Raw genomic sequence first — 20520 nt, 5'->3', positions numbered from 1 at the left:
TGTTGAAGTATGATAGGATGGTTTTGACAATCTTTTGCAGACGGAGGATCTAGAATGAAAATTTACGGAATTTATATGGACCGCCCGCTTTCACAGGCAGAATCGGATCGGCTGATGTCTTTCGTTTCCGCTGAAAAACGGGAGAAATGCCGGAGATTTTATCATAAAGAAGATGCTCACCGCACCCTGCTGGGAGATGTGCTTGTTCGCTCTGTCATCAGCGAGCAGTACAAGCTGAATAAAGCCGATATCCGATTCAGCGCGCAGGAATACGGGAAGCCTTGCATCCCTGACCTCCCCAATGCCCACTTTAACATTTCCCACTCCGGCCATTGGGTCATCGGCGCGTTTGATTCAGATCCGATCGGCGTCGATATTGAAAAAATGAAGCCAATCAGCCTCGGGATTGCCGAACGTTTCTTTTCGAAGAACGAGTACAGCGATCTTTTATCCAAACATAAAGACGAGCAAAACGATTATTTTTATCATCTATGGTCTATGAAAGAGAGCTTTATTAAGCAGGAAGGCAAAGGCCTGTCGCTGCCGCTTGACTCCTTCTCCGTGCGCCTGCATGAGGATGGCCGAGTATCCGTCGAGCTTCCGGAACACCATACGCCTTGCTTTATCAAAACGTATGAGGTAGATCCCGGCTATAAAATGGCTGTGTGCGCCGCCCGACCTGATTTCCCGGAGGACATCACGATGATCTCGTACGAAGCGCTTTTATAAATGGCTCATCAGCAGCTTAATGCCGCGCTCAATATCTTCAGTCTTCACATTGGAAAGATTGATTTTTAATAGATTTTCTTTCGGATAGTCTGATAAATAATGGCGGTCAATCGCTTCAAGGAGAACCTCTTGTTTTTTCATCTTTTGAATCACTCTTGATGCCGGCAGGTCCTCAGGAAGCACCAGATGGGTATGCATGCACGGGGCCTGGCCGCTGGAAAATAGAAAGCGGCCGCGGCTCGATTGTCCGTGAGTTTGAATGGCTTCATGAAGCCTGAGGAACCGTTCCTTATAGGAATTTCTGATTTTCTCCTTGTGCCTGCCGAACATTCCGCTTTTGATGTAAATTTCTAACGCAGCTTGGGAAATCATCGAGCAGTCAATGTCGTTCAGCTTTTTGTACGTATGAAATGTGTCAGTCAGCGCATTTGGCAAAACGGCGGCCCCCACGCGAAGGCCGGGAAATATCATTTTTGAAAAGCTTTTTAAATAAATCACATGTGAGGACAGATCGTATGCGTACAGGGGGTCTGCCTTTTTATTTTCCTCGAGATCACCGAGATAGTCATCCTCAACAAGATAGACGTCATAGGCTTCCGCCAATCTTACCAGCTCTTGTTTGTCCCGTTCGGCCAGTGAGCTCCCAAGCGGGTTATGGAAGCGTGGCATCGTATAAAAAAATTTGATCGGTTCTGTTTGAAACAGCCGCTCGACTTCCGCTAAATCAAGCCCCTGCTCCGTTCTTTTTATCCCGAATGCAGGGATGCCCAGTGTCTCCAGCTGTTCAATCATCAAATGATAGCCTGGTTGTTCAATAGCGATCTTCTCTTTCCCATTGGGAAACGGCATTGCACATAGCAGGGATAGTGCCTGCTGGACGCCGGATGTGATAAACATATGCCGCTCGTCCGCAAATACCTGCTGATCAGCAAACAGCTTTTGCAGAACATGGATGAGCGACGGGAGGCCCTTCGGCGTTCCGTAGAGAAACAAATCATGCTTGTATGTATCAATCGCTTTGTTGATGCAATGCTGAAAATCCACATACGGAAAAATATCAGGGTCCGGCGCAGACGTTGCAAAGTCGATTGGGCCTGACTTGCCGTGATGCGGCTTCCTCGTCTTTTTCACAAGATAATAGCCGCTTTTCGGAACAGAATAGATAAGATGGCGTTTTTCCAGCTCTTGCAGCGCGCGGATCACCGTGCTTTTGCTGACTTGATAGCGGGCGGACAGCTGCCTGATGGAAGGCAGCCTGTCTCCTTCTTGATAGACACTGCTTTGCATCATTTCCTCTATCTGTATGAAGAGACTGATATACTTCTCCATTCTTTCTCCCCCTGTTTTGTACCGGTACAGTTCATTGTTTTTCTCATTGTACCGTTCCTATCCACCCCATACAATAAAAGGGAGCGGCCGGCTCTATTATTTATATAAAGGAGCACTTCCTGTATGTATAAAAACCAGCAAACCTCAGCTTATCTTGCAGCTATGTTAAACGCTTTGATTATCGGGTTATCCTTTCTTTTCGTAAAAATCGCGCTGCAATCGGCAGAACCATTTGATATTCTTGCACACCGGTTCACCCTTGCGTTTGCAGCGGCTACTATACCTGTCTTATTCGGATGGGTGAAGCTGTCCATCCGTTTAAAAGATGTAATGGCTATTTTGCCGCTCGCCCTGCTGTATCCGGCGCTGTTTTTCAGCTTTCAGGCATTCGGCCTGGTGTACTCGTCATCCTCTGAAGCCGGGATCATTCAGGCATCGATTCCGATTTTTACAATGGTCTTTGCCGCTTATTTTTTAAAAGAGCGATCGACGTGGGCTCAAAAAGGGTTCACCGTGTTATCAGTTGCGGGCGTCATGTTTATTTTTGTGATGAAAGGCGTGAACGTTGAATCGGCCAGCCTAAAGGGATCTGTACTCATTCTCTTGTCCGCTCTGTCTTCAGCTATGTACAATACCGCCGCAAGAAAAATGACACAGCGTTTCCGGCTGATAGAGCTCACCTACATCATGTCAGCGATTGGATTTGTCGTCTTCAATGCCATCGCCTTGGTTCGGCACGGCGCTTCCGGAACGGTCGGCACTTACTTCCATCCATTCCGGGAACCCGGCTTTATCCTCGCGATAGTGTATTTGGGCGTGTTATCCTCGCTCGTTACTTCGTTTATGTCCAACTATGCGCTGTCCCGGATTGAGGCGTTTAAAATGAGCGCCTTTAATCATTTGTCCACCATCGTGACGATGATTGCCGGAGTTGTGGTTTTGAACGAAAGCCTAGCCTGGTATCACCTTGCCGGTGCGGTTTGTATTATCATCGGCGTGCTGGGAAGCAATGCCGGTCTCCGAAAAAGAAAGCAAACCGAAAAATCCATTTCTATGAACAAATGAGATGTTATGTTAGAGTTGAAGAAAAAATGGTTTGAGGTGCAGTGTAAGAATGATTCAACACAGTGTCTTCCTAGAGGGAGCCATTTCATTACAAGATATGAGATGTTACTTTTTATCCCGGCAAAGAATATCAGCATTGTTTTATTTTATTTATATTTTTCTTCTATCTTTATTGGTGTATTCGCTTTATGGATTTCCGATTACCGTTTATGACAGCGAAACACTCGAAGTGATATATAATGGTATTTTCATAGCGATTCTATCCTTGATCTTTACATTGCTTTTGATTGCTTTTCATTATATAAGGCTGCGTACCAGCTATAAGAACAATAAACGGCTAAAACGCAAAAGGACATATACCATTAACCGGCAAGGCATTCAAATTCAATCCAAAAACTATAGTACATTGTTTGAATGGGATGAAATAAAGGCAGTTGCAGAATATAAACACTTTTTCTCTATCAAAACTTCTAGTCACCAGGTCATCTTAGTTCCTAAACGTTTTTTTGTATTCGAAAATGAGCTCCACTCATTCAGACAGCTTGTAAAAGAACATGTACGTGCCAAAAAAGTAAAATGACAAATTTAAAAAGAGGGTTTTCCCTCTTTTTTATGTTAATGAGATATGCCGCTCCATTGAGTAACATTCTCTTCAGCTAATGGAGATTTACCCCTCAACACTCTCTTCGTTATGAACATGATTGTTTTTTTTGATTGGCGCCAGCTCCAATAATGCTGATAAACTTACAAGTACCAAACACACAACAATTATCAGCAAATAATTATGATACATGTCAAAAAACAATCCGCCCACATACACACTGAGAGCGCCGGCGATTTGATGGATAAAGAAATTGATGCCTAGGAGCGAGCCGATAAGCCCGGTTTGAAAGCTTTCAGAAATGGACGCAGCAGTCAGCGGGATCACGCCTGTGTAGCTGAGCCCGAATAACAGCGTAAAGCACAAGTACCAGAGCTCACTGTTATGAATGCCGAGTGCGGGAATGAGCAGGCAGATCGAGCTGATGAGACGAATGAAAAACAAAATGGACAGCATCATGCTTCTGCTGCCAAGCAAATCTGACAGCCAGCCTGCCAATAATCCCCCGATGATAATAAACGCCCCGAATGCAGCCATCATTCCGTTGATATGAGAGACATGCGCATCCTCCAGCATTGGAACGAGATGAGCATCAATGATTCCCATCGTAAATCCGCACGTAAATACGCCGAAGTACAGGATATGAATGAGGCGGGACTGCTTTAACACCTTCCAAAATCCCTGCCAGTCATAAGATTTTTTCACGGACTGACCTTGAACATTGGGCGGGTGCTTCATTCCGAAGGCCAAAAGAGGCAGCAGGACAGCCGCTAAGAAAATGCCCAATATTGTATACGCAGTTTGCCAGCCTGCATAGTAAGGAGCCGCAGCCCAAATCGGTGACAGCAGCAGCAAACCGGCTGAATTTGCATTGGTCAAAATGGCGAGCGCCAAGCCTTTATGCGTGTCAAACCAGCGGCTGATAAAATACTGTGTCGTCACGCCAACCGCGCAGGAATAGCCGATTCCGCCGAGCACTCCGTAGATCACAGAAAATATATGGACATTCGGCGAATGCGGGAGCGCCAAAAAGCTTGCGCTGATACAAATGGCGCCGATCCCCATAATCTTTCTGACGCTGAACCGGTCAATAAAAAAGCCGACAAAAAACTGAACGACTCCCGTTGTGATCATAAAAATGCTGACGGAAGCCGAAATCAGCGACCGATCGGCGTGAAAGGTCTCTGCCATCGGGAGCATAAAAAATTGAAAGGAATTTCTGAATGAGTTCATTCCGATGGCGAAGACAAACGTGAACAGCAATATTAACCATTTCATCTTAGGAGACGCGCGAAGGATATGCCGAGACATGTTTTCCTGACCTGCCTTTATTTGAGTATTGCGACTATTATATCATGAAAAAATTTACATTCTATATAAAAAAAGCGAACAGCACAGTGCTGTCCGCTTTTTCATTAGGAACTGGAAATCGGATGCTGATTCAAAATCGCAAAAATCCGTTCCGCCACTTCCTCCGTATTTGACAGCAGAAACATATGCCCGCCGTCAAATTCATGGAACGTGATGTGTTTCGCCCACTTCTTCCAGCCTTCCGCATCCCGGATGCATTTTTCGTCATTCAGTCCGTTAAAGACGTGGACCGGCGATTGGATCGGTGTCATGTCGTTAAGCTCGAATTGTTCAAGAGCCCGGTAATCCGATCTGAACGAAGGAAGAAAAAATGACATAACTTCTTTATTTTCAACGAGCTCTGCGGGCATTCCGCCTAATTTGATAATATGATCGAGAAATTGATCATCAGGCAAATGCGATACTTTTTTCCGCTGAATATGCGGCGGCTGAATCGCAGAAATAATCACAGCCTGCGGAAAAATGCCTTCACGCTCCAGTTTTTGCGCCAGCCTGAAGGTGATCATGCCGCCCATGCTGTGCCCGAACAGCACAAACGGCCGATCTGGATGCAAATGTAATTCTTGCTTGTACAAATCAGTCAGCTGCTCGAGATCCTCAACGGCTGACGTCTGATTCGTGCCGTGCCCGGGCGGTTCAGCTGCAAGCATTTCACACTCCCCCTGCAAAAAAGCATGGAGAGGGCGAAATGACGCCGAGTAGCCGCCGGCAAACGGAAAACAGATCAGCTGCGTTTTTTCCGATGCATCAAATGATTTGAAGAGTTGGCTCATTGGCCGGCTCCCCCTTTCATCGCTTCCTTAAGAAAGCGTTATGGTTTGTTTATTAAGAAATTCGCGCAAAATCCCGGCATTCCTATCAAGACATTCGCCCTGCAGCATTTCGGCGTGTGTACCGAAGCCTTTTTTCACACGATAAGCGCCCGTTGTCGCCTCTTCCCACGATGAAAGCCATTCAGGCATTTCAAAGTCAAGATCAGAGGTCAGCAAATCAATGTCCGCATTCACTTGGCCCGAGCTGATCAGGTTGACGTAGTATGAGTAGAAGGCATGTGTTTTTTTCTTGAGCCCCTGCTTGACGGCTTCGCTATTGAGCGCTTCATTGTCCCGATTTACATTCATCAGCGCCTCGACATCGTTTTCGACCGTGCGTCCATCCAGATCACTGACGCCTTGTTTTTTATAGGAATCCACCATGATAATCCGCTGTACAGTGCGTCCCTGCTCTTCAAGTTTTTTAGCGGCTTCAAATGCCAGGCTGCATCCTGCTGAATAACCGAACAGTGTCACAGGACCTTCCGGCTGAAGCTCCTTGATCAGAGCGGCATAACGGTCAAGACGGTTTTCCTCTTCAATGAAGTCAAAGGCGCACAGCTTGTATGACGGCAATTGTTTGGCCAGATTCTGATACATTAAGCCATATCCCAATACCGGCGGGAATGCGAAAATGATGTCATCCTGATCCGGATTCATGATTGTTACGTCCTGAAGTCCTTCTGAGCCTCCGTTTTTCAGATATGCTGAAATGCCGGCAATCGTCGGCGCTTCAAACAATAGCTTCACCGGAAGGTCAATTCCGAGCTCTTTTTTGATGCGAGAAGCGGCTGTCATCGCCTTTAAGGAATGGCCGCCAAGCTCGAAGAAATCGTCATGGATGCTGACTTGCTTTCTGCCGAGAATCTCGGACCAGATTTGCGCGATTGTTTCTTCCGTTTCATTTCGAGGCCCAATCCATTCTTGCGATATCTGATCTTGCTCCGGTTTTGGCAGCAGACGTTTATTGACTTTTCCGTTTGTTGTTAAAGGAAGCTCGTCCAAGAACGTAAATGTCTGCGGCACCATATAAGCAGGAAGCTGCTTTTTCAGGTGTGCCTTAACGTCTCCTGCTGAAAGCTGTGTCCTGTTCACGAGGTAGGCGTTAATTGATGCGTCCCCAGACTCGCGGCGGTCCACCACGACGACCGCGTCTTTTACTCCGGGATATTCTTGCAGCTGTTTTTCGATTTCTTCCAGCTCGATCCGGTGTCCCCGTATTTTCACTTGATCATCAATGCGGCCGGCGTATTCAATTGTTCCGTCAGGCAGCCAGCGAGCGAGATCCCCTGTGCGGTAAAGTGTTTCTCCCGGTTTGAACGGGTTGGCGGTAAATTTCTGCTTGGTCAGCTCATCACGGTTTACATAGCCTTTTGATACACCCATTCCGCTGATGCATAGTTCACCGACCGCTCCGAATGGCTGGAGCTGATTTGATTCATTGAGAATATAAATACTTGCATTGCTGATCGGCTTTCCGATCGGCAGTGAGGAGATAGACTCCGGAATCCCGTGCACGACGTGAGCCGTTGCAAACACCGTGCCCTCAGTCGGGCCGTAGCAGTTAATCAGCTTGCCCGGCCCCATGATCCGCAGCGCTTTCCTGACGTGAGGCACAGACGCGCGTTCCCCGCCGAATAACACACAGCGAAGCCCCTTCAGCCAATCCTCTCCTGCATCTGTGAGAAGATGAAATAAAGCTGTGGTCGCAAACATGACGCTGACATTCTCTTGACGGATGAGGCTCGTGAGACGCTCTGTATCAAGCAGTGTATTTTCATCTGCGATAATCAGCCTTGCTCCATTCAAAATGGAAGCGTAGAAATCAAAGGTAAATGCGTCAAAAGCGTAATTCGATACAGATAAGAACGTGTCTTTTTCAGAAAACGTCATGTAGTCAACGTGCTTCACTAATCCTTGAATATTGGCATGCGTCGTGATATTTCCCTTTGGCTTTCCGGTTGTGCCTGATGTATACATGATATACGCTGCATCATCGGGTGCAATCGCGGTTTCAGGATCGCTTGCCTCTTCTTCAAAACGGATGGGATCATCAATGATGAGTGTTTGGCCTGCAAATGGCAGCTGATTCGCTTGCTCTTTCATCTCTTGGTGTGTAAGCAGACATGCCGCCCCGCTGTCGGTCAGCATATATGAGATTCGGTCATCCGGCAGCTTAGGATCAATCGGCACATAAGCAGCTCCCGCTTTTAACACACCGAGAATCCCAATCACCAGTTCCAGCGAGCGCTTCGTGTACAATGCAACAACTGAGCCTTTGCCTGCCCCTTGCTTTTGCAAACGGCATGCGAGGCGGTTCGTTTCCTCGTCTAATTCGTGATAGGACAGCGTTCGGCCTGCAAATGTGAGCGCCGGTGCACTTGGATTGACGTCCACCGCCTCCTTGAACCAATCCGTCAGAGGTTTTGGCTCACACGTTTGAGGTGCCGGATTTAAGCCGTTAAGCAAGTACTCTTTTTCTTTTTCGTCAATGAAATCAATGGTGCTGACAGGCTGATCCGGATGCTGAATAAGCTGTTGAATCGCTGTGAGAAGCTGGGATTTTAAGCGCAGCATAAACGCTTCATCAAACACATTCTCATTATAGGCAAGCTTGATCAGCATTTCGTCACCCGGAGAGGCCATCAAATTGAGATCGTAATTTGACTTCTCAAATACATGGACATCCTCCATATCGAATCCGTTTTGTCCGCTTTCTTCATTGCTTGCATCCTGAAGCGGATAATTTTCAAACACGATGATGTGGTCAATCAATTTCGGCTGGTTGGCTTGGCTTTGGATGTCATAAAGCGGCACATATTGATGCGGTTCTGACTCAAGTGACTGCTCCTGAAGCTGCTTGAGCAAACCGTTGAATGTCATGTTTTCAGCCAATTTCACTCTTCTTGGAACAACGTTGATAAACAGGCCGACCATATGTTCAACGCCTTTGATTTCCGCGGGACGTCCGGAAACGACTGTACCGAAAGCCAAATCGTCAGACCGCTGATAACGGCTGATCAGTACGCTCCAAACTGCCTGTAAAGCGGTACTCAAAGTGGTGTGCTGAGATTTCGCAAGCTCTGTAAAAGCTTTTGTTTCCGCTTCCGGCAGTGAGAAGAGAAGTTCTTTCGGTTCGTACCCTTCCTTTTGTTTCTTTCTTTGCTCCGCAAACGTCGTCTGTCCTTCAAAGTCTTCCAAGTACTCGCGCCAGTAGCGGAGCGATGCTTGTTTATCCTGCTTTTCAAGCCACTTGATGTATTCCTTATACGGTTTGACAGGCGGCAGACTGTACGGCTTTTGTTCGCGCAAAGCATTGTATACCTTAAACAGATCCTGCACGACGATGCCGAAGCACCATCCGTCCAAAATAATGTGGTGGTAGCTCCACACCCATTCAAAGCTGTTGTCAGCTTTTTTGAAGATGGCTGCCCTCATCGGAATATCCCGCGTTAAATCAAAGCCTTTGATCTTATCCTGTGCTTTGTATTCATTGATTTTGTCCGTTTGTTCACTTTCGGATAAATGTGTCAGATCCATTTCTTCTATATGAAATTGACGTTTTTTTAATACGACTTGAACGGGCCTTTTTACTTTTTCGTGAATGAACACGGTACGAAATACATCGTACCGGTCCATGATGACATTCATGCTTTCTTCAAGGCATTTGATATTGAAGTCGCCCTTTACTTTCATCGTAATTTGTTCAAGGTAAAAGCTCTGGCCGGGATTAAGGATGGTATGAAACAGCATCCCCTCCTGCATCGGCGATAGGTAATACATATCTTGAACCTGATCTTTGCTAAATTGACTCATATGTTTCGCTCCCGCCTTCTGTAATTCCCTTGCATTTTTATTTCAAATTTTCCTCAAGCATGTCAAAGATATCGCCCATCTCATCCATTTCAAGGTCTCCCGCACTGAAGTCGCTCGGTGTGAATTCCTTGTCCTCTTTTTCCGTACAATGGCGGATGATCAGGAGGAGGTTTTCTTTAAACCGCTCCATTTGTGCTTCGACCGTTGCTCTTTCATATTCCTTCTCATTGTAGGAGCAAGAAAGGACAAAACGTCCGTTTCGGATCATGCCGCTGAAGCTTAAAGCGTACAGGGCTTCTGATTCTTCGCTCACTTGGCGTCCCATATCGAAAGCGGACGGTTCAAAGAAATCCGTTTTCACTTCACTGTCGAATTGGCCTAAATAGTTAAAGCTGATTTCCGGTGTGAAGCCTTGCGCTCCCGCTTGTTCTGTAAAGTAGCGGAGAATGCCGTATCCGACGCCTTTGTCCGGAACGCGGCGCAGGTTTTCTTTGACTGCTTTGATGACCGCTGAGACATCTGTTTCAGACATGTCGAGCACAACAGGATATTGTGCCGTAAACCAGCCAACCGTTCTGGAGATGTTCACATTCGGGATGATGTCCTCCCGTCCGTGCCCCTCAAGATTGATGCCGATTTTGACACCGTCTGTCCATTCTTTCATCGTTAATCCGAGCGCACTGAGGAGAATATCATTGATCTCGGTTCCATATGGCTGATGAACATCTGTTAAGAGGTGTTTAGTGTCTTCTTCATTTAATTCGCAGATGACGGATGATGTATGTTTGACAATCCGCTCCTCTGTTTCAGCATCCTTCGGTACAGCAGAAACCTCTTCAGCGTCAATTTGCGCCCAGTATTCAGCTTGCTGCAAAAGGTGTGCTGATTGGCTGAATGCCGCCAATTCTTCCGCCCAATCCTTGAAGGAGTTCGTTTTTTGCGGGAAGATGATTTTCTCTTCGTTCTCTGCCTGCACGTAGCCTGATGCAAAGTCCTCAAGTAAAATCCGCCATGATACGCCGTCGACCACGAGATGGTGTACAGCAATGAGCAGGTGATCCCCTGCTTCCGTGCGGTACAGCTCCCCTTTCAGAAGCGGCCCGTTTTGCAGGTCAAGACTGCTTTGCAGACTGTCAGCGAGAACCTTAATCTGGCTTTTCAGCATATCTTCATCTGAGCCGTACAGATCAACGATTTCGAAGCTGACCTCGCATTCGTCTATCCGTTTATACGTTTGAATGATATCGCCGTTTTCTTCACGGTAGACCATGCGAAGCGCGTCATGATGTTCAATCAGTGCCTGCAATGTCTTTTCAACCCGTTCAGGATCGAAGCCTTTCGCAGAATGAAGCATGACCGACTGATTCCAATGGTGTTTGTTTGTGAAGTTCTTTTCAAAGAACCAGCGCTGGATCGGCGTCAGGATAACTTCGCCCTCCACAGGGCCTTGGTCTGCCTGTTTGCCTTCAGCACGCTCCACATATTGTGTCAGTTCTTCAATCGTCGGGTGCTGGAAGAGATCCTTCATTTCCAGCTTCCAGCCGTGCTGGTTCAAGCGGCTCGCCATCTGGATTCCTTTAATGGAATCTCCGCCGAGCGAGAAGAAATTGTCGCTGACACCGACTTCAGAAATACCGAGCACGTCCTGCCAAATGCCGGCAAGCAGCTCTTCCATGTCAGTGGACGGCGCTTTGTATTCTCCGCTTCCTGCTTCGATGTCCGGCTCCGGAAGCGCTTTGCGGTCTACTTTGCCGTTTGCGGTAACCGGAAGCTCGTTTAATGTCACCCAGAACGCCGGGATCATGTAGTCTGGCAGAGTTTCCTTGAGCGCCGACTTCAGCGCTTCTATGTCAGCTGTTTCCGGTGTGACATACGCCGCGATCGCTGTATTGCCGCCTTTATCTTTTACAGCTGTCACTGCCGCATCCTGCACCTCAGAAAGCTGGGCCAGCTGCACTTCAATTTCTGACAGCTCGATTCGGTAGCCGCGGACTTTGACCTGCTGGTCGATCCGGCCGATGTATTCGATGCCGCCGTTCGTCCATTTCACCAAATCGCCTGTTTTGTACATGCGTTCACCCGGCACGAACGGATCGGCGACAAACCGCTTCGCGGTTTCGTCTTCCCTGTTCAGATAGCCGCGCGCCAGTCCGCGTCCCGCCACACAAAGCTCTCCGGCCACGCCCTCCGGCTGAACCTGATGGCTTTCGCTGAGAATGTACACTCTCGTATTGGCGATCGCGCGCCCAATGGAAAGCGAGCCTTCCTCCGGATTGATTTCTGTGCTCGTCGCAACGACAGTGTTTTCGGTCGGCCCGTAGTTGTTGACAATCGTGTACGGCTGCTTAACCGCACGCTTCAGCTTGTCCCCTCCGGTCAAAAGCACGCGAAGTGATGTGTTCTCAAGCTCCATGAACTGTTCCGCCAGCTGAGTCGGCAGGAACGTGATTGTGACGTTGTGCGTTTCGAAATAGTCATTCAGGCGGGTGATATCAAGGCGGATCGCTTCATCAATGACGTGAAGCTCAGCGCCGATCGTCCAGGTCGGGAACATCTCCCAAATGGAAGCGTCGAACCCGAAGCCCGCGTACTTTGCACTGCGGTCCTCCGCCGTCATGCCGAACGCGTCATGATGCCAGAAGCACAGGTTCACAAGCGCATGGTGCTCGATCATAACACCCTTCGGCTGTCCGGTCGTTCCTGACGTATAAATCATATAAGCAAGGTGATCCGCGGTTGTGTCGGTCTGCGGATTTTCCTCGTCGTTTTCATCAAGCGGCAGACTCAGGATCGTGCGGTTGCCGTCAAGAAGAATAACCTCACCCGTATAGCTGTCCGGCACTGAGATGCCTTCCTGTTTCAAGAGAAGCGTCGCGCCGCTGTCCTGTAGGATATATTCAATCCGCTGATCCGGATAGTCAGGATCAATCGGCACAAATGCCGCTCCTGCCTTCAGGACACCGAGCACCGCAGCGGACATTTCAAGCGACGGCTTTGTAAGAATGCCGACGCGCTCATCCGCGCCGATGCCGCAGTCAATCAAAATCCGCGCCAGACGGTTCGCCTTCGCATTCAGCTCACCGTACGTCCATGACTGACCGTTATACGTGACAGCCGGGCGGTCCTTGTGGCGCTTAGCCGTTTCTTCAAACAGCTGATGAACCGTTTTGTCTGTCGGCACAGGCAGTGTTTTTCCTTTCCATGCTTCCAAAAGCGTTTGTTTTTCTGTCTCGTTGACGAGTGACAGGCTGGAAAGCGGCTGGTTTGGATTTTCCGCCACAGCCTGTAATAATCGCAGGACGTATTCGCTCCATTGCTCAGCAGTTTCTCTTGAGAATAGGTCAGTCGCATATTCCAGCTGCAGACCGATGCCGTTTTCGTCAGCGAAACCGCCTAATGTGAGGTCAAACTTGGATGTTCCTTGATGTGCCTCATAAGGTGAAATTGTGAGATCTTGCAGCTCAAGCTGTTCTTTATCAGGGTTTTCTGTCGTAACCATCACATTAAACAATGGATTCCGGCTCATATCCCGAGGGAGGTCTAACTGATTGACCAGATCTTCAAACGGGTACTCCTGATGCTCAAGCGCTGACAGATTTGTCTCCTTCGCTTGCTCCAGAAGCTCTGCAAATGTCTGCTCTTCCCTTGCTTCCATTCTCAGTGCGAGCGTATTGACGAACATCCCCGGCATGTTTTGCACGTCGGCATTCATGCGGCCTGCTGTAACCGAGCCGATCACGATATCCCGCTGTCCGGAGATTTTGCTTAAAAAGACATGAAAGACGGTGTGAAGCACCATATGCAAAGTCGTTCCCGTTTCTGCTAGCAGTTTCTCAATCGCCTTTGCCGTTCCGCTTTCCGCACGGAAACGGACAGTATCCCCTTCAAAGCTTTGAACAGGCGGTCGGGTGTAATCGAGCGGAAGGTCAAGCTCTGGCAGTTCTCCTGAGAGAACTGAAAGCCAGTATTGCTCATGCTCCTTCATCCGTTCTTTCTGTCCGGCTTCATTTTGCCAAACAGCGAAATCTTTATAATGAAGCTTCGGCTCCGGAAGCTGTTCGCCTTTATAAAGCAGTGCCAATTCTTTAACGAAAATACCTCTTGATACACCATCCGCGATAATGTGATGCATATCCAATAGAAGCAGATGTTTTTGGTCTGCGATTCGGAGTAATGCCGCGCGAATGAGCGGAGCGCCGCTTAAGTTGAATGGCCGGATAAATTCTTTAATCTTCTGTTCCGCCTCGCCCTCTTCTGCATCAAACACGTGAAGATCAATTGATGCCTCCTCAACAATGCGCTGGACAGGCTCTCCGTCTGCTTCCGTAAATGATGTGCGCAATGATTCATGACGGTTTACGAGCTGGTTGAGTGATTCCCGCAGGCGCGAAATGTGAAGCTCGCCTTCCATAAGAAGAACCGATGGCATATTATAGCTGATCGTCTGCCGGTCAAGCTGATTGAGCACGTACATCCGTTTCTGCGCGGATGACAATGGATACACATCCTGTTTGTCAGCAGGCTTCAGCATGCGATAGCCGCCTGATGCTGCCGATTCCTCCATATAAGCCGCCAGCTGGCGTACAGTCGGCTGCTCGAACAGCGCTTTAAGCGGCACGGTTTTCTCCAATTCTGCCTGTATATTGGCGATGAGCATCATTCCTTTTAGTGAATGGCCGCCTAAATCGAAGAAGTTGTCATCGATTCCGATCGCTTCAATGCCGAGTGTTTTCTGCCAGATGCGGCAAAGGCTTTCTTCAAGCGCTGTTTTCGGAGCAGCTGACGCTTCATATCCGGATTGCGCTGCGTTCGGCTTCGGCAATGCGTTTCTGTCGGTTTTCCCATTTGCCGTGAGCGGGATAGCGTCCACCTGCACAAAGAAGGCAGGGATCATATGAGACGGCAGTATTTGTGAAAGCTGTTTCCGGAGCTCTGCTTTTTCAATGGCTTGATCCGACGTATAATACGCGCAAAGCTCCTGAAGCCCGCCCTCAGAAACCGCAAGCACAACCGCTTCCTGAACTTCGCTGAGGCTGAGCATGACCGTTTCAATTTCTTTCGGCTCAATGCGGTAGCCGCGGATTTTCACCTGATCATCAGCCCGGCCGATAAATTCAATCGTGCCGTCAGCCAGTCTCCGGACGACATCTCCGGTCTTGTACATCAGGCTGTCCGGCGCATACGGGTTTTCCACAAATTTCTCGGATGTGAGCTGAGGACGGCTGAGATATCCTCTGGCAAGCCCCTGTCCCGTGATATATAACTGGCCGCTCGCTCCCGAAGGCACAAGCTTCAATGACTCATTTAAGACAAGTGCGCCGGTATTGGCAATCGGCCGTCCGATTGTCGGCCGTTTCGCGAATGTGTCAGGTTCACTCAGGTCAACCCGTCCGGCAATGGCGCCGATCGTTGCTTCGGTCGGACCGTAGTGATTGATAAATTCGGTATGCTGATATACCTTGCTGAAAGCTAAAACATCAGCCGGAATGATCTTTTCTCCTCCCAACACAATCAAGCGCAGGGATTCAAAGTGCGGCTCCTTTGTAAAGCTGGCCGTGTTCACCATCGTATGGAACAGAGACGGTGTCAGCTTGATATACGTGATGCCGTGTTCCTTGATATAACGGCCAATCTGATCGGGCGCCGTATATGTTTCTTTCGGCACAATGTGAAGCTCACCGCCTGCTTGAAGCACAGGGAAAATGCTTGTATACCCCAAGTCGAATGCGTAAGACGAAAGCAAGACAGACTTATCCGTTTCAGCCAGCCCTGCCTCTTTGCTAAACCAAGAAACATAGTTTGTCAGATTGCGGTGCTCAATCTGCACACCCTTCGGCTTCCCGGTCGTGCCGGATGTGTAAATGATATATGCAAGATTCTGAGGCCCAGAAATCGGTTCCGGGCGCTCCTTGCTTTCGTTCCGCCAATCCGCTTGATCGATGTTGATGGCGGTTCCTTGATATTGCCCTATGGCAGTCATATTTCTTTCATTCACGACTGTAAATCTCGCACCGCTGTCTTCTAATGAATAGCGGATTCGTTCCTCAGGCGTATCCGGATCAATCGGAAGGAAAGCTGCTCCCGCCTTCATGACACCAAGAACAGCTGTCATTAGGTCAGCTGAACGATCCATGACGACGGCTACGATGTCTTCACTTCCTGCCCCGTGCGCGCGCAAATGATGCGCCAGCTGGTTCGCCTGTTCATCGAGTTCACGGTAGCTCAGCTGGTTTCCGCCACAAATCACAGCCGGATGATCAGGTGTTTGCTGCACCTGTTTTTCGAAAAGTGACGCAAACGTGTCATTGCCAGAATGAGTGGTTTGTTTTTTCTCTTCAAGCAAAGCTGCCGTTTCAACTGGTGAAAGAATCTCCAAATCAGACAGCCGTACGTTCGGATTAACCGCAGCTGCTTTGATCAAATTGACAAAGTGGCTGCTCCAGCGGCGGATCGTCTCGTCCTTAAACAAGGCAGTTGCGTAGTCAAAGCTTAAACCGATTTCTTCTTCCCGTTCGACAGCTTCCAAGGACAGATCAAATTTCGCCACGTGATGAAGCATGGAATAGGAAGAAATCTTCAAATCTCCTAATTTCAAAGAAGGAATCTCCATGTTCTGCATGTTGAACATGACACTGAACAGCGGGCTTCGGCTTGTGTCCCTTGTGAGCGGCAGTTTTTCAATCAGTTCCTCAAGCGGATAGCTTTGGTGCTCGAATGCTTGAAGACTGACCGTTTTGACTTCGTCTAGGAATTGCGCAAAGGTTTTGTCCCCTGCAGGCGCTGTCCGTAATGCCACCGTGTTGACAAACATACCCGGCACACCTTGCAGATCAGGATGCGTTCTGCCCGCAGTCGGTGAGCCGACGATGATGTCATCCTGTGACGCGTACTTAGAGAGCAGTACATGAAATGCGGCTAAAAGGAACATGTACATTGTTGTGTCTGTTTCTGACAGCAGCGATTTGATTTGAGCTGTGATTTGTTTATCCAGCCCGAACATGACGCGTTCCCCGGAAAAGCTCCGTTCTGCAGGACGCGGGAAATCCGCCGGAAGATCAAGAACCGGCAGCTCGCCTTTAAACGTATCCAGCCAGTATGCTTCATCCTTTTGATGATCCGCACGTTCTTTTTGCCAGACAGCGTAATCTTTATAGTGAATCTGCGGGAGCTCCAGTTCTGCGCCTTGATAGATTTTGGCGAGATCGACGATGAGAATGCCTGTCGAGCTGCCGTCCGTAATGATATGATGCATATCAATGAGCAGCAGATGGCGTTCTTCTTCAAGCTGGATAAGCTTCGAACGGACGAGCGGCGCGCGGTTTAACTCAAACGGCTGAATAAACGATTTGATCAGCTCTTCCGCGTCTTCTTCCCGTCCCTTGGCAGCCTCCAGCTGGAACGATATGTTTTTATGAACGGTCTGTACGACTTCTCCGTCTATCATGTCAAACGACGTACGGAGAATTTCGTGCCGGTTGATTAATTGCTGAATCGCATGTTCAAGCCGGTCTTTGTTTACTTCCCCCTCCAGCAAAAGTACAGCAGGGACGTTGTAGCTTGTGCTTGCTTGTCCAAGCTGATTGAGGATGTACATTCTCCGCTGGGCCGGGGAAACAGGATAATGCTGCTGATAAGGTGCTTGCCTGATCGGTTCAAACGTCTGCTCCTCCTTGCTTTCGCTCTCTTCCAAATACAGTGCCAGTTCTTGAATGGTCGGCTTTTCAAAAAGCACTTTAATCGGTACTTCCTTGTGGAAATGCTCTTGAATTTTCGCCGTCATCATCATGGCCTTCAGAGAATGTCCGCCGATCATAAAGAAGTTATCTGTAACGCCTGCTTTAACGCCGAGTATCCCTTCCCAAATCTCGGCTAATTTCTTTTCACTCTCTGTTTTGGGTGCTGCATATTCAGACTGCACAGCGTCTGATTGAGGCGCAGGCAGTTCTTTTTTATTGATTTTTCCGTTTGGTGTAAGCGGCAGGCTGTCCATCTGGATCAAATGGGCAGGAACCATATAGTCAGGCAATGATTGAGACAGCGTTTTTCTCAGCCCGCTCACAGACACTTCGCGATCCGCCGTAAAGTACGCGCAGATTTCATTTTCATCCGCTTTGTTTTTGCGAATGATCACGGCAGCCTCTGTCACATGTTCGGCCATGTTCAATTTGGTTTCGATTTCGCCAAGCTCAATCCGGAACCCGCGCACCTTCACCTGGTTATCAATTCTTCCTAAAAACTCGATATTCCCGTCCGGAAGCCATCTTGCCAAGTCGCCAGTTCGATAAATTTTTTCACCCGGTCTGAATGGATCTTCGAGAAATTGCTTCTTCGTCAGCTCTGGGAGGTTGACGTAGCCCCGTGCCACGCCGCTTCCGCCGACACACAGTTCACCGGGCGCGCCGATCGGCTGCAGGCGCTGCTGCTCATCCATGATGTATGCAGTGGAATTTCCGATTGGCTTCCCGATTGGAATTGAACCGCTGTACTCGCGATCAATCAGAAAGCTTGTAGAAAATGTCGTATTTTCTGTCGGTCCGTATCCGTTCCACAGAGCAAGCGACGGCGATGCCTGTTTCACTTTACTTACAATATGCGGCACGAGCGCGTCTCCGCCGATGATTAAATGGCGCAGTGTGCCGAACATGCCGGCATCCTTTGCAGCAAGCTGGTTGAATAATGGCGATGTCAGCCACATCGTCGTAATTTTCTGCTCACGGAGGAACGCTGAAAACCGTGTCGCGTCAAGCAGTGTCTCTTTTTTCACCGGATAAAGCGCAGCGCCGTTCAGCAGCGCGCCAAAGACCTCAAATGTACCGGCATCAAAGCTGACAGCTCCCGTTTGCGCCATGCGGTCTTCTTCATGAACAGGAACGTATCCTGCATTTTTAACGAGACGCAGAATGCTTTTATGTTCGATCATGACGCCTTTCGGTTTTCCGGTCGAACCTGACGTGTACATGATGTAAGCCAGGTCAGACGAATCGGCGGGCAGATTCAGATTGTCAGCTGTTTCATTCCCTTCAAAGACGCCTTCCAGCGGGAGAACCGGTACTTGCAGCTGCTTTGCCTGTTTTGTATATGCCTCTCCAGCTAAAGCGATCCGAATCGAGCTGTCCTCCGCCATGAAACGGAGCCGATCCTCCGGAAGTGCGGGATCAAGCGGCACATATGCGGCGCCTGCTTTTAAAACAGCCAGCATGGCGGCAACAGTGTCTGCCGAACGGTCATTCATAATGGCTGCCGCTTCACCCTTTTGCAGACCTTGCCCAATGAGCTTTCTCGCCAGGCGGTTCGCCGCTTCGTTCAGCTCGCGGTATGTCAGCTCGGCTCCTTCATATACGAGGGCAGTACTTGCCGGTGTCCGCTTTGCTTGTTCTTCAAATACTTGATGAACAGCCATTCCTTCTGGGAGTTCTGATGAAGTGCTGTTAAAGGTCTCCACAATTTGCCGCTGCTCTTCTTCTCCCACAAGCCCGTGCTCACGCACAAAAGCGTCCGGCCGCTCAACAGCGGCTGTCATCATGCGGGTGAGATGTCCTGCTGTCCGTTCAATAAAAGCAGAATCAAATGCAGCGCCGTTATATTTGATTTTGACGGTCCATGTTTTACCCGGGTAAACAATGAGGTTGAAATCAAAGCTTGTTTGTTCAAATGCGCTCTCAACCTTAATAGAGAACCCGAGCCGGTCTTCCATGCTGCCGTTTTCAAGCTCTTGATCAAGCGGATAATTTTCAAAAGCGACGAGATGTTTCAAAAGACTGCTGTCCAAGGCTGAACGTTTTTGAATCTCGTAAAGCGGCACGTAATCGTAGCGCTCCGCCTCCACCGCATGCTGCTGAACGTCTGTGAAAATATCAGCGAATGTAGACTGCTGATCAACCTTTACACGCACCGGAATGGTATTGATAAAGAGCCCCGCCATTGTTTCAATTCCGTTGATTTCAGACGGCCGTCCCGATACGACCGTGCCGAAGACAACATCATTTGTAAAGTTATATTTGCTGAGGACGATTCCCCAGATCGCCTGAAACAGGTTAGGCCCCGTCACTTGATGGCGGTTCGCCGTTTGCTGAATGCGTGCAACCAGTTCCTCATCCCATGTAAATGAGTATTCTCTGTTCACATACTCTTCTTTTTTCTCCGGCAAGCGGCCCGGGAGCACGCTTGGCTGTTCAAAATCAGCCAAGCGTTCGCTCCAGTAGCCTTCCGCTTCTTCATTGTCCTGTTTTCCAAGCCACTTAATATAGTCGGAATATGGCTTGCCCTGCCCGTTTGCAGGTGTGCGGCCTGCTCTGAGCGTTTCGTAGTTTTGGAACAGGCTTTTCATCAGCACGCCCATGCTCCAGCCGTCCATCATAATATGGTGATTGCTCCAGACAAGATACAGCTGATCTGCATCAAGGCGGAAAACTGCCACCTTGAACAAAATGTCTTTGGCCAGGTTAAAGCCTTGGCGCTGAACGTCTTGTTTGTAACGCTCAATGTGGTCTTTCTGGCGATCCTCATCTGCATGACTGATATCTTCATAGTGCACCTTTGTCTTGCGTTCCGCTAACACAACCTGACGCGGCTTTTGCAGCTGCTGGTGCACAAATACCGTACGGAGAATATCGTATGACCGGATCAGTTCATTGACGCTTTTCTCAAAGATTTCCAGATCAAAAACACCTTGAATGCCAAGCTCTAATTGTGTGAAGTAAGAGGAAGAATGCGGATCAAGCATCGCATGATACAGCATTCCTTCCTGCATCGGTGTAAGTGCATACACCTTTTGAATCGATTTTTTGCTCATATGCC

At 48.7% G+C, this 20520-nt stretch carries 8 protein-coding genes; 3 read left to right on the top strand and 5 right to left on the bottom strand.

Annotated features, from left to right (window positions below):
- Positions 1 to 54 precede the first annotated feature (54 nt).
- On the top strand, positions 55 to 729 hold the full coding sequence (locus WA325_RS14485) for a 4'-phosphopantetheinyl transferase family protein (protein WP_105991515.1): 675 nt from the start codon (positions 55 to 57) through the stop codon (positions 727 to 729).
- Here the strand turns inward: WA325_RS14485 and WA325_RS14480 are convergent.
- Positions 724 to 2058 carry an aminotransferase-like domain-containing protein gene (locus tag WA325_RS14480; protein ID WP_105955222.1) on the bottom strand — a complete coding sequence of 445 codons (1335 nt, stop codon included), beginning with the start codon at positions 2056 to 2058 and terminating at the stop codon, positions 724 to 726. The two genes, WA325_RS14485 and WA325_RS14480, sit on opposite strands and share 6 nt — an antisense overlap.
- Before the next feature lie 123 nt (positions 2059 to 2181).
- On the opposite strand from WA325_RS14480, the gene WA325_RS14475 reads away from it, so the two are divergent.
- Positions 2182 to 3123 (top strand): DMT family transporter, encoded by a 942-nt coding sequence (locus WA325_RS14475; protein ID WP_044161909.1) that lies wholly within the window; start codon positions 2182 to 2184, stop codon positions 3121 to 3123.
- A 49-nt stretch (positions 3124 to 3172) separates the two neighbouring features.
- A complete protein-coding gene (locus WA325_RS14470; protein WP_105991518.1) occupies positions 3173 to 3703 on the top strand; it encodes a YcxB family protein in 531 nt (176 codons plus the stop codon).
- 87 nt (positions 3704 to 3790) lie between these two features.
- Here WA325_RS14470 and WA325_RS14465 read toward each other — a convergent pair whose 3' ends face one another.
- The 4 genes from WA325_RS14465 to srfAB form a co-directional block, all read right to left on the bottom strand.
- Complete coding sequence (locus tag WA325_RS14465; RefSeq protein ID WP_336183854.1) at positions 3791 to 5035, bottom strand: MFS transporter; 1245 nt, start codon at positions 5033 to 5035, stop codon at positions 3791 to 3793.
- Between the two features lie 104 nt (positions 5036 to 5139).
- Positions 5140 to 5868, bottom strand: coding sequence for a surfactin biosynthesis thioesterase SrfAD (gene srfAD, locus WA325_RS14460; protein ID WP_059291975.1), 729 nt, complete (start codon positions 5866 to 5868; stop codon positions 5140 to 5142).
- Between the two features lie 27 nt (positions 5869 to 5895).
- Positions 5896 to 9723 (bottom strand): surfactin non-ribosomal peptide synthetase SrfAC, encoded by a 3828-nt coding sequence (gene srfAC / locus WA325_RS14455; RefSeq protein WP_336183853.1) that lies wholly within the window; start codon positions 9721 to 9723, stop codon positions 5896 to 5898.
- A 37-nt stretch (positions 9724 to 9760) separates the two neighbouring features.
- Complete coding sequence (gene srfAB, locus WA325_RS21465; protein ID WP_442895283.1) at positions 9761 to 20515, bottom strand: surfactin non-ribosomal peptide synthetase SrfAB; 10755 nt, start codon at positions 20513 to 20515, stop codon at positions 9761 to 9763.
- Between the last annotated feature and the right edge of the window lie 5 nt (positions 20516 to 20520).

The organism is Bacillus sp. 205(2023), assembly GCF_037027485.1.
Lineage (GTDB): Bacteria > Bacillota > Bacilli > Bacillales > Bacillaceae > Bacillus > Bacillus halotolerans.
This window is presented reverse-complemented; position numbering and strand designations above follow the sequence as displayed.

Excerpts from the sequence above, each read along its gene's own strand:
- WA325_RS14480 (WP_105955222.1), bottom strand. The coding sequence starts at position 2,058 with ATGGAGAAGTATATCAGTCTCTTCATACAGATAGAGGAAATGATGCAA.
- srfAD (WP_059291975.1), bottom strand. The coding sequence starts at position 5,868 with ATGAGCCAACTCTTCAAATCATTTGATGCATCGGAAAAAACGCAGCTG.
- WA325_RS14485 (WP_105991515.1), top strand. The coding sequence starts at position 55 with ATGAAAATTTACGGAATTTATATGGACCGCCCGCTTTCACAGGCAGAA.
- srfAB (WP_442895283.1), bottom strand. The coding sequence starts at position 20,515 with ATGAGCAAAAAATCGATTCAAAAGGTGTATGCACTTACACCGATGCAG.
- WA325_RS14470 (WP_105991518.1), top strand. The coding sequence starts at position 3,173 with ATGATTCAACACAGTGTCTTCCTAGAGGGAGCCATTTCATTACAAGAT.
- WA325_RS14465 (WP_336183854.1), bottom strand. The coding sequence starts at position 5,035 with ATGTCTCGGCATATCCTTCGCGCGTCTCCTAAGATGAAATGGTTAATA.
- srfAC (WP_336183853.1), bottom strand. The coding sequence starts at position 9,723 with ATGAGTCAATTTAGCAAAGATCAGGTTCAAGATATGTATTACCTATCG.
- WA325_RS14475 (WP_044161909.1), top strand. The coding sequence starts at position 2,182 with ATGTATAAAAACCAGCAAACCTCAGCTTATCTTGCAGCTATGTTAAAC.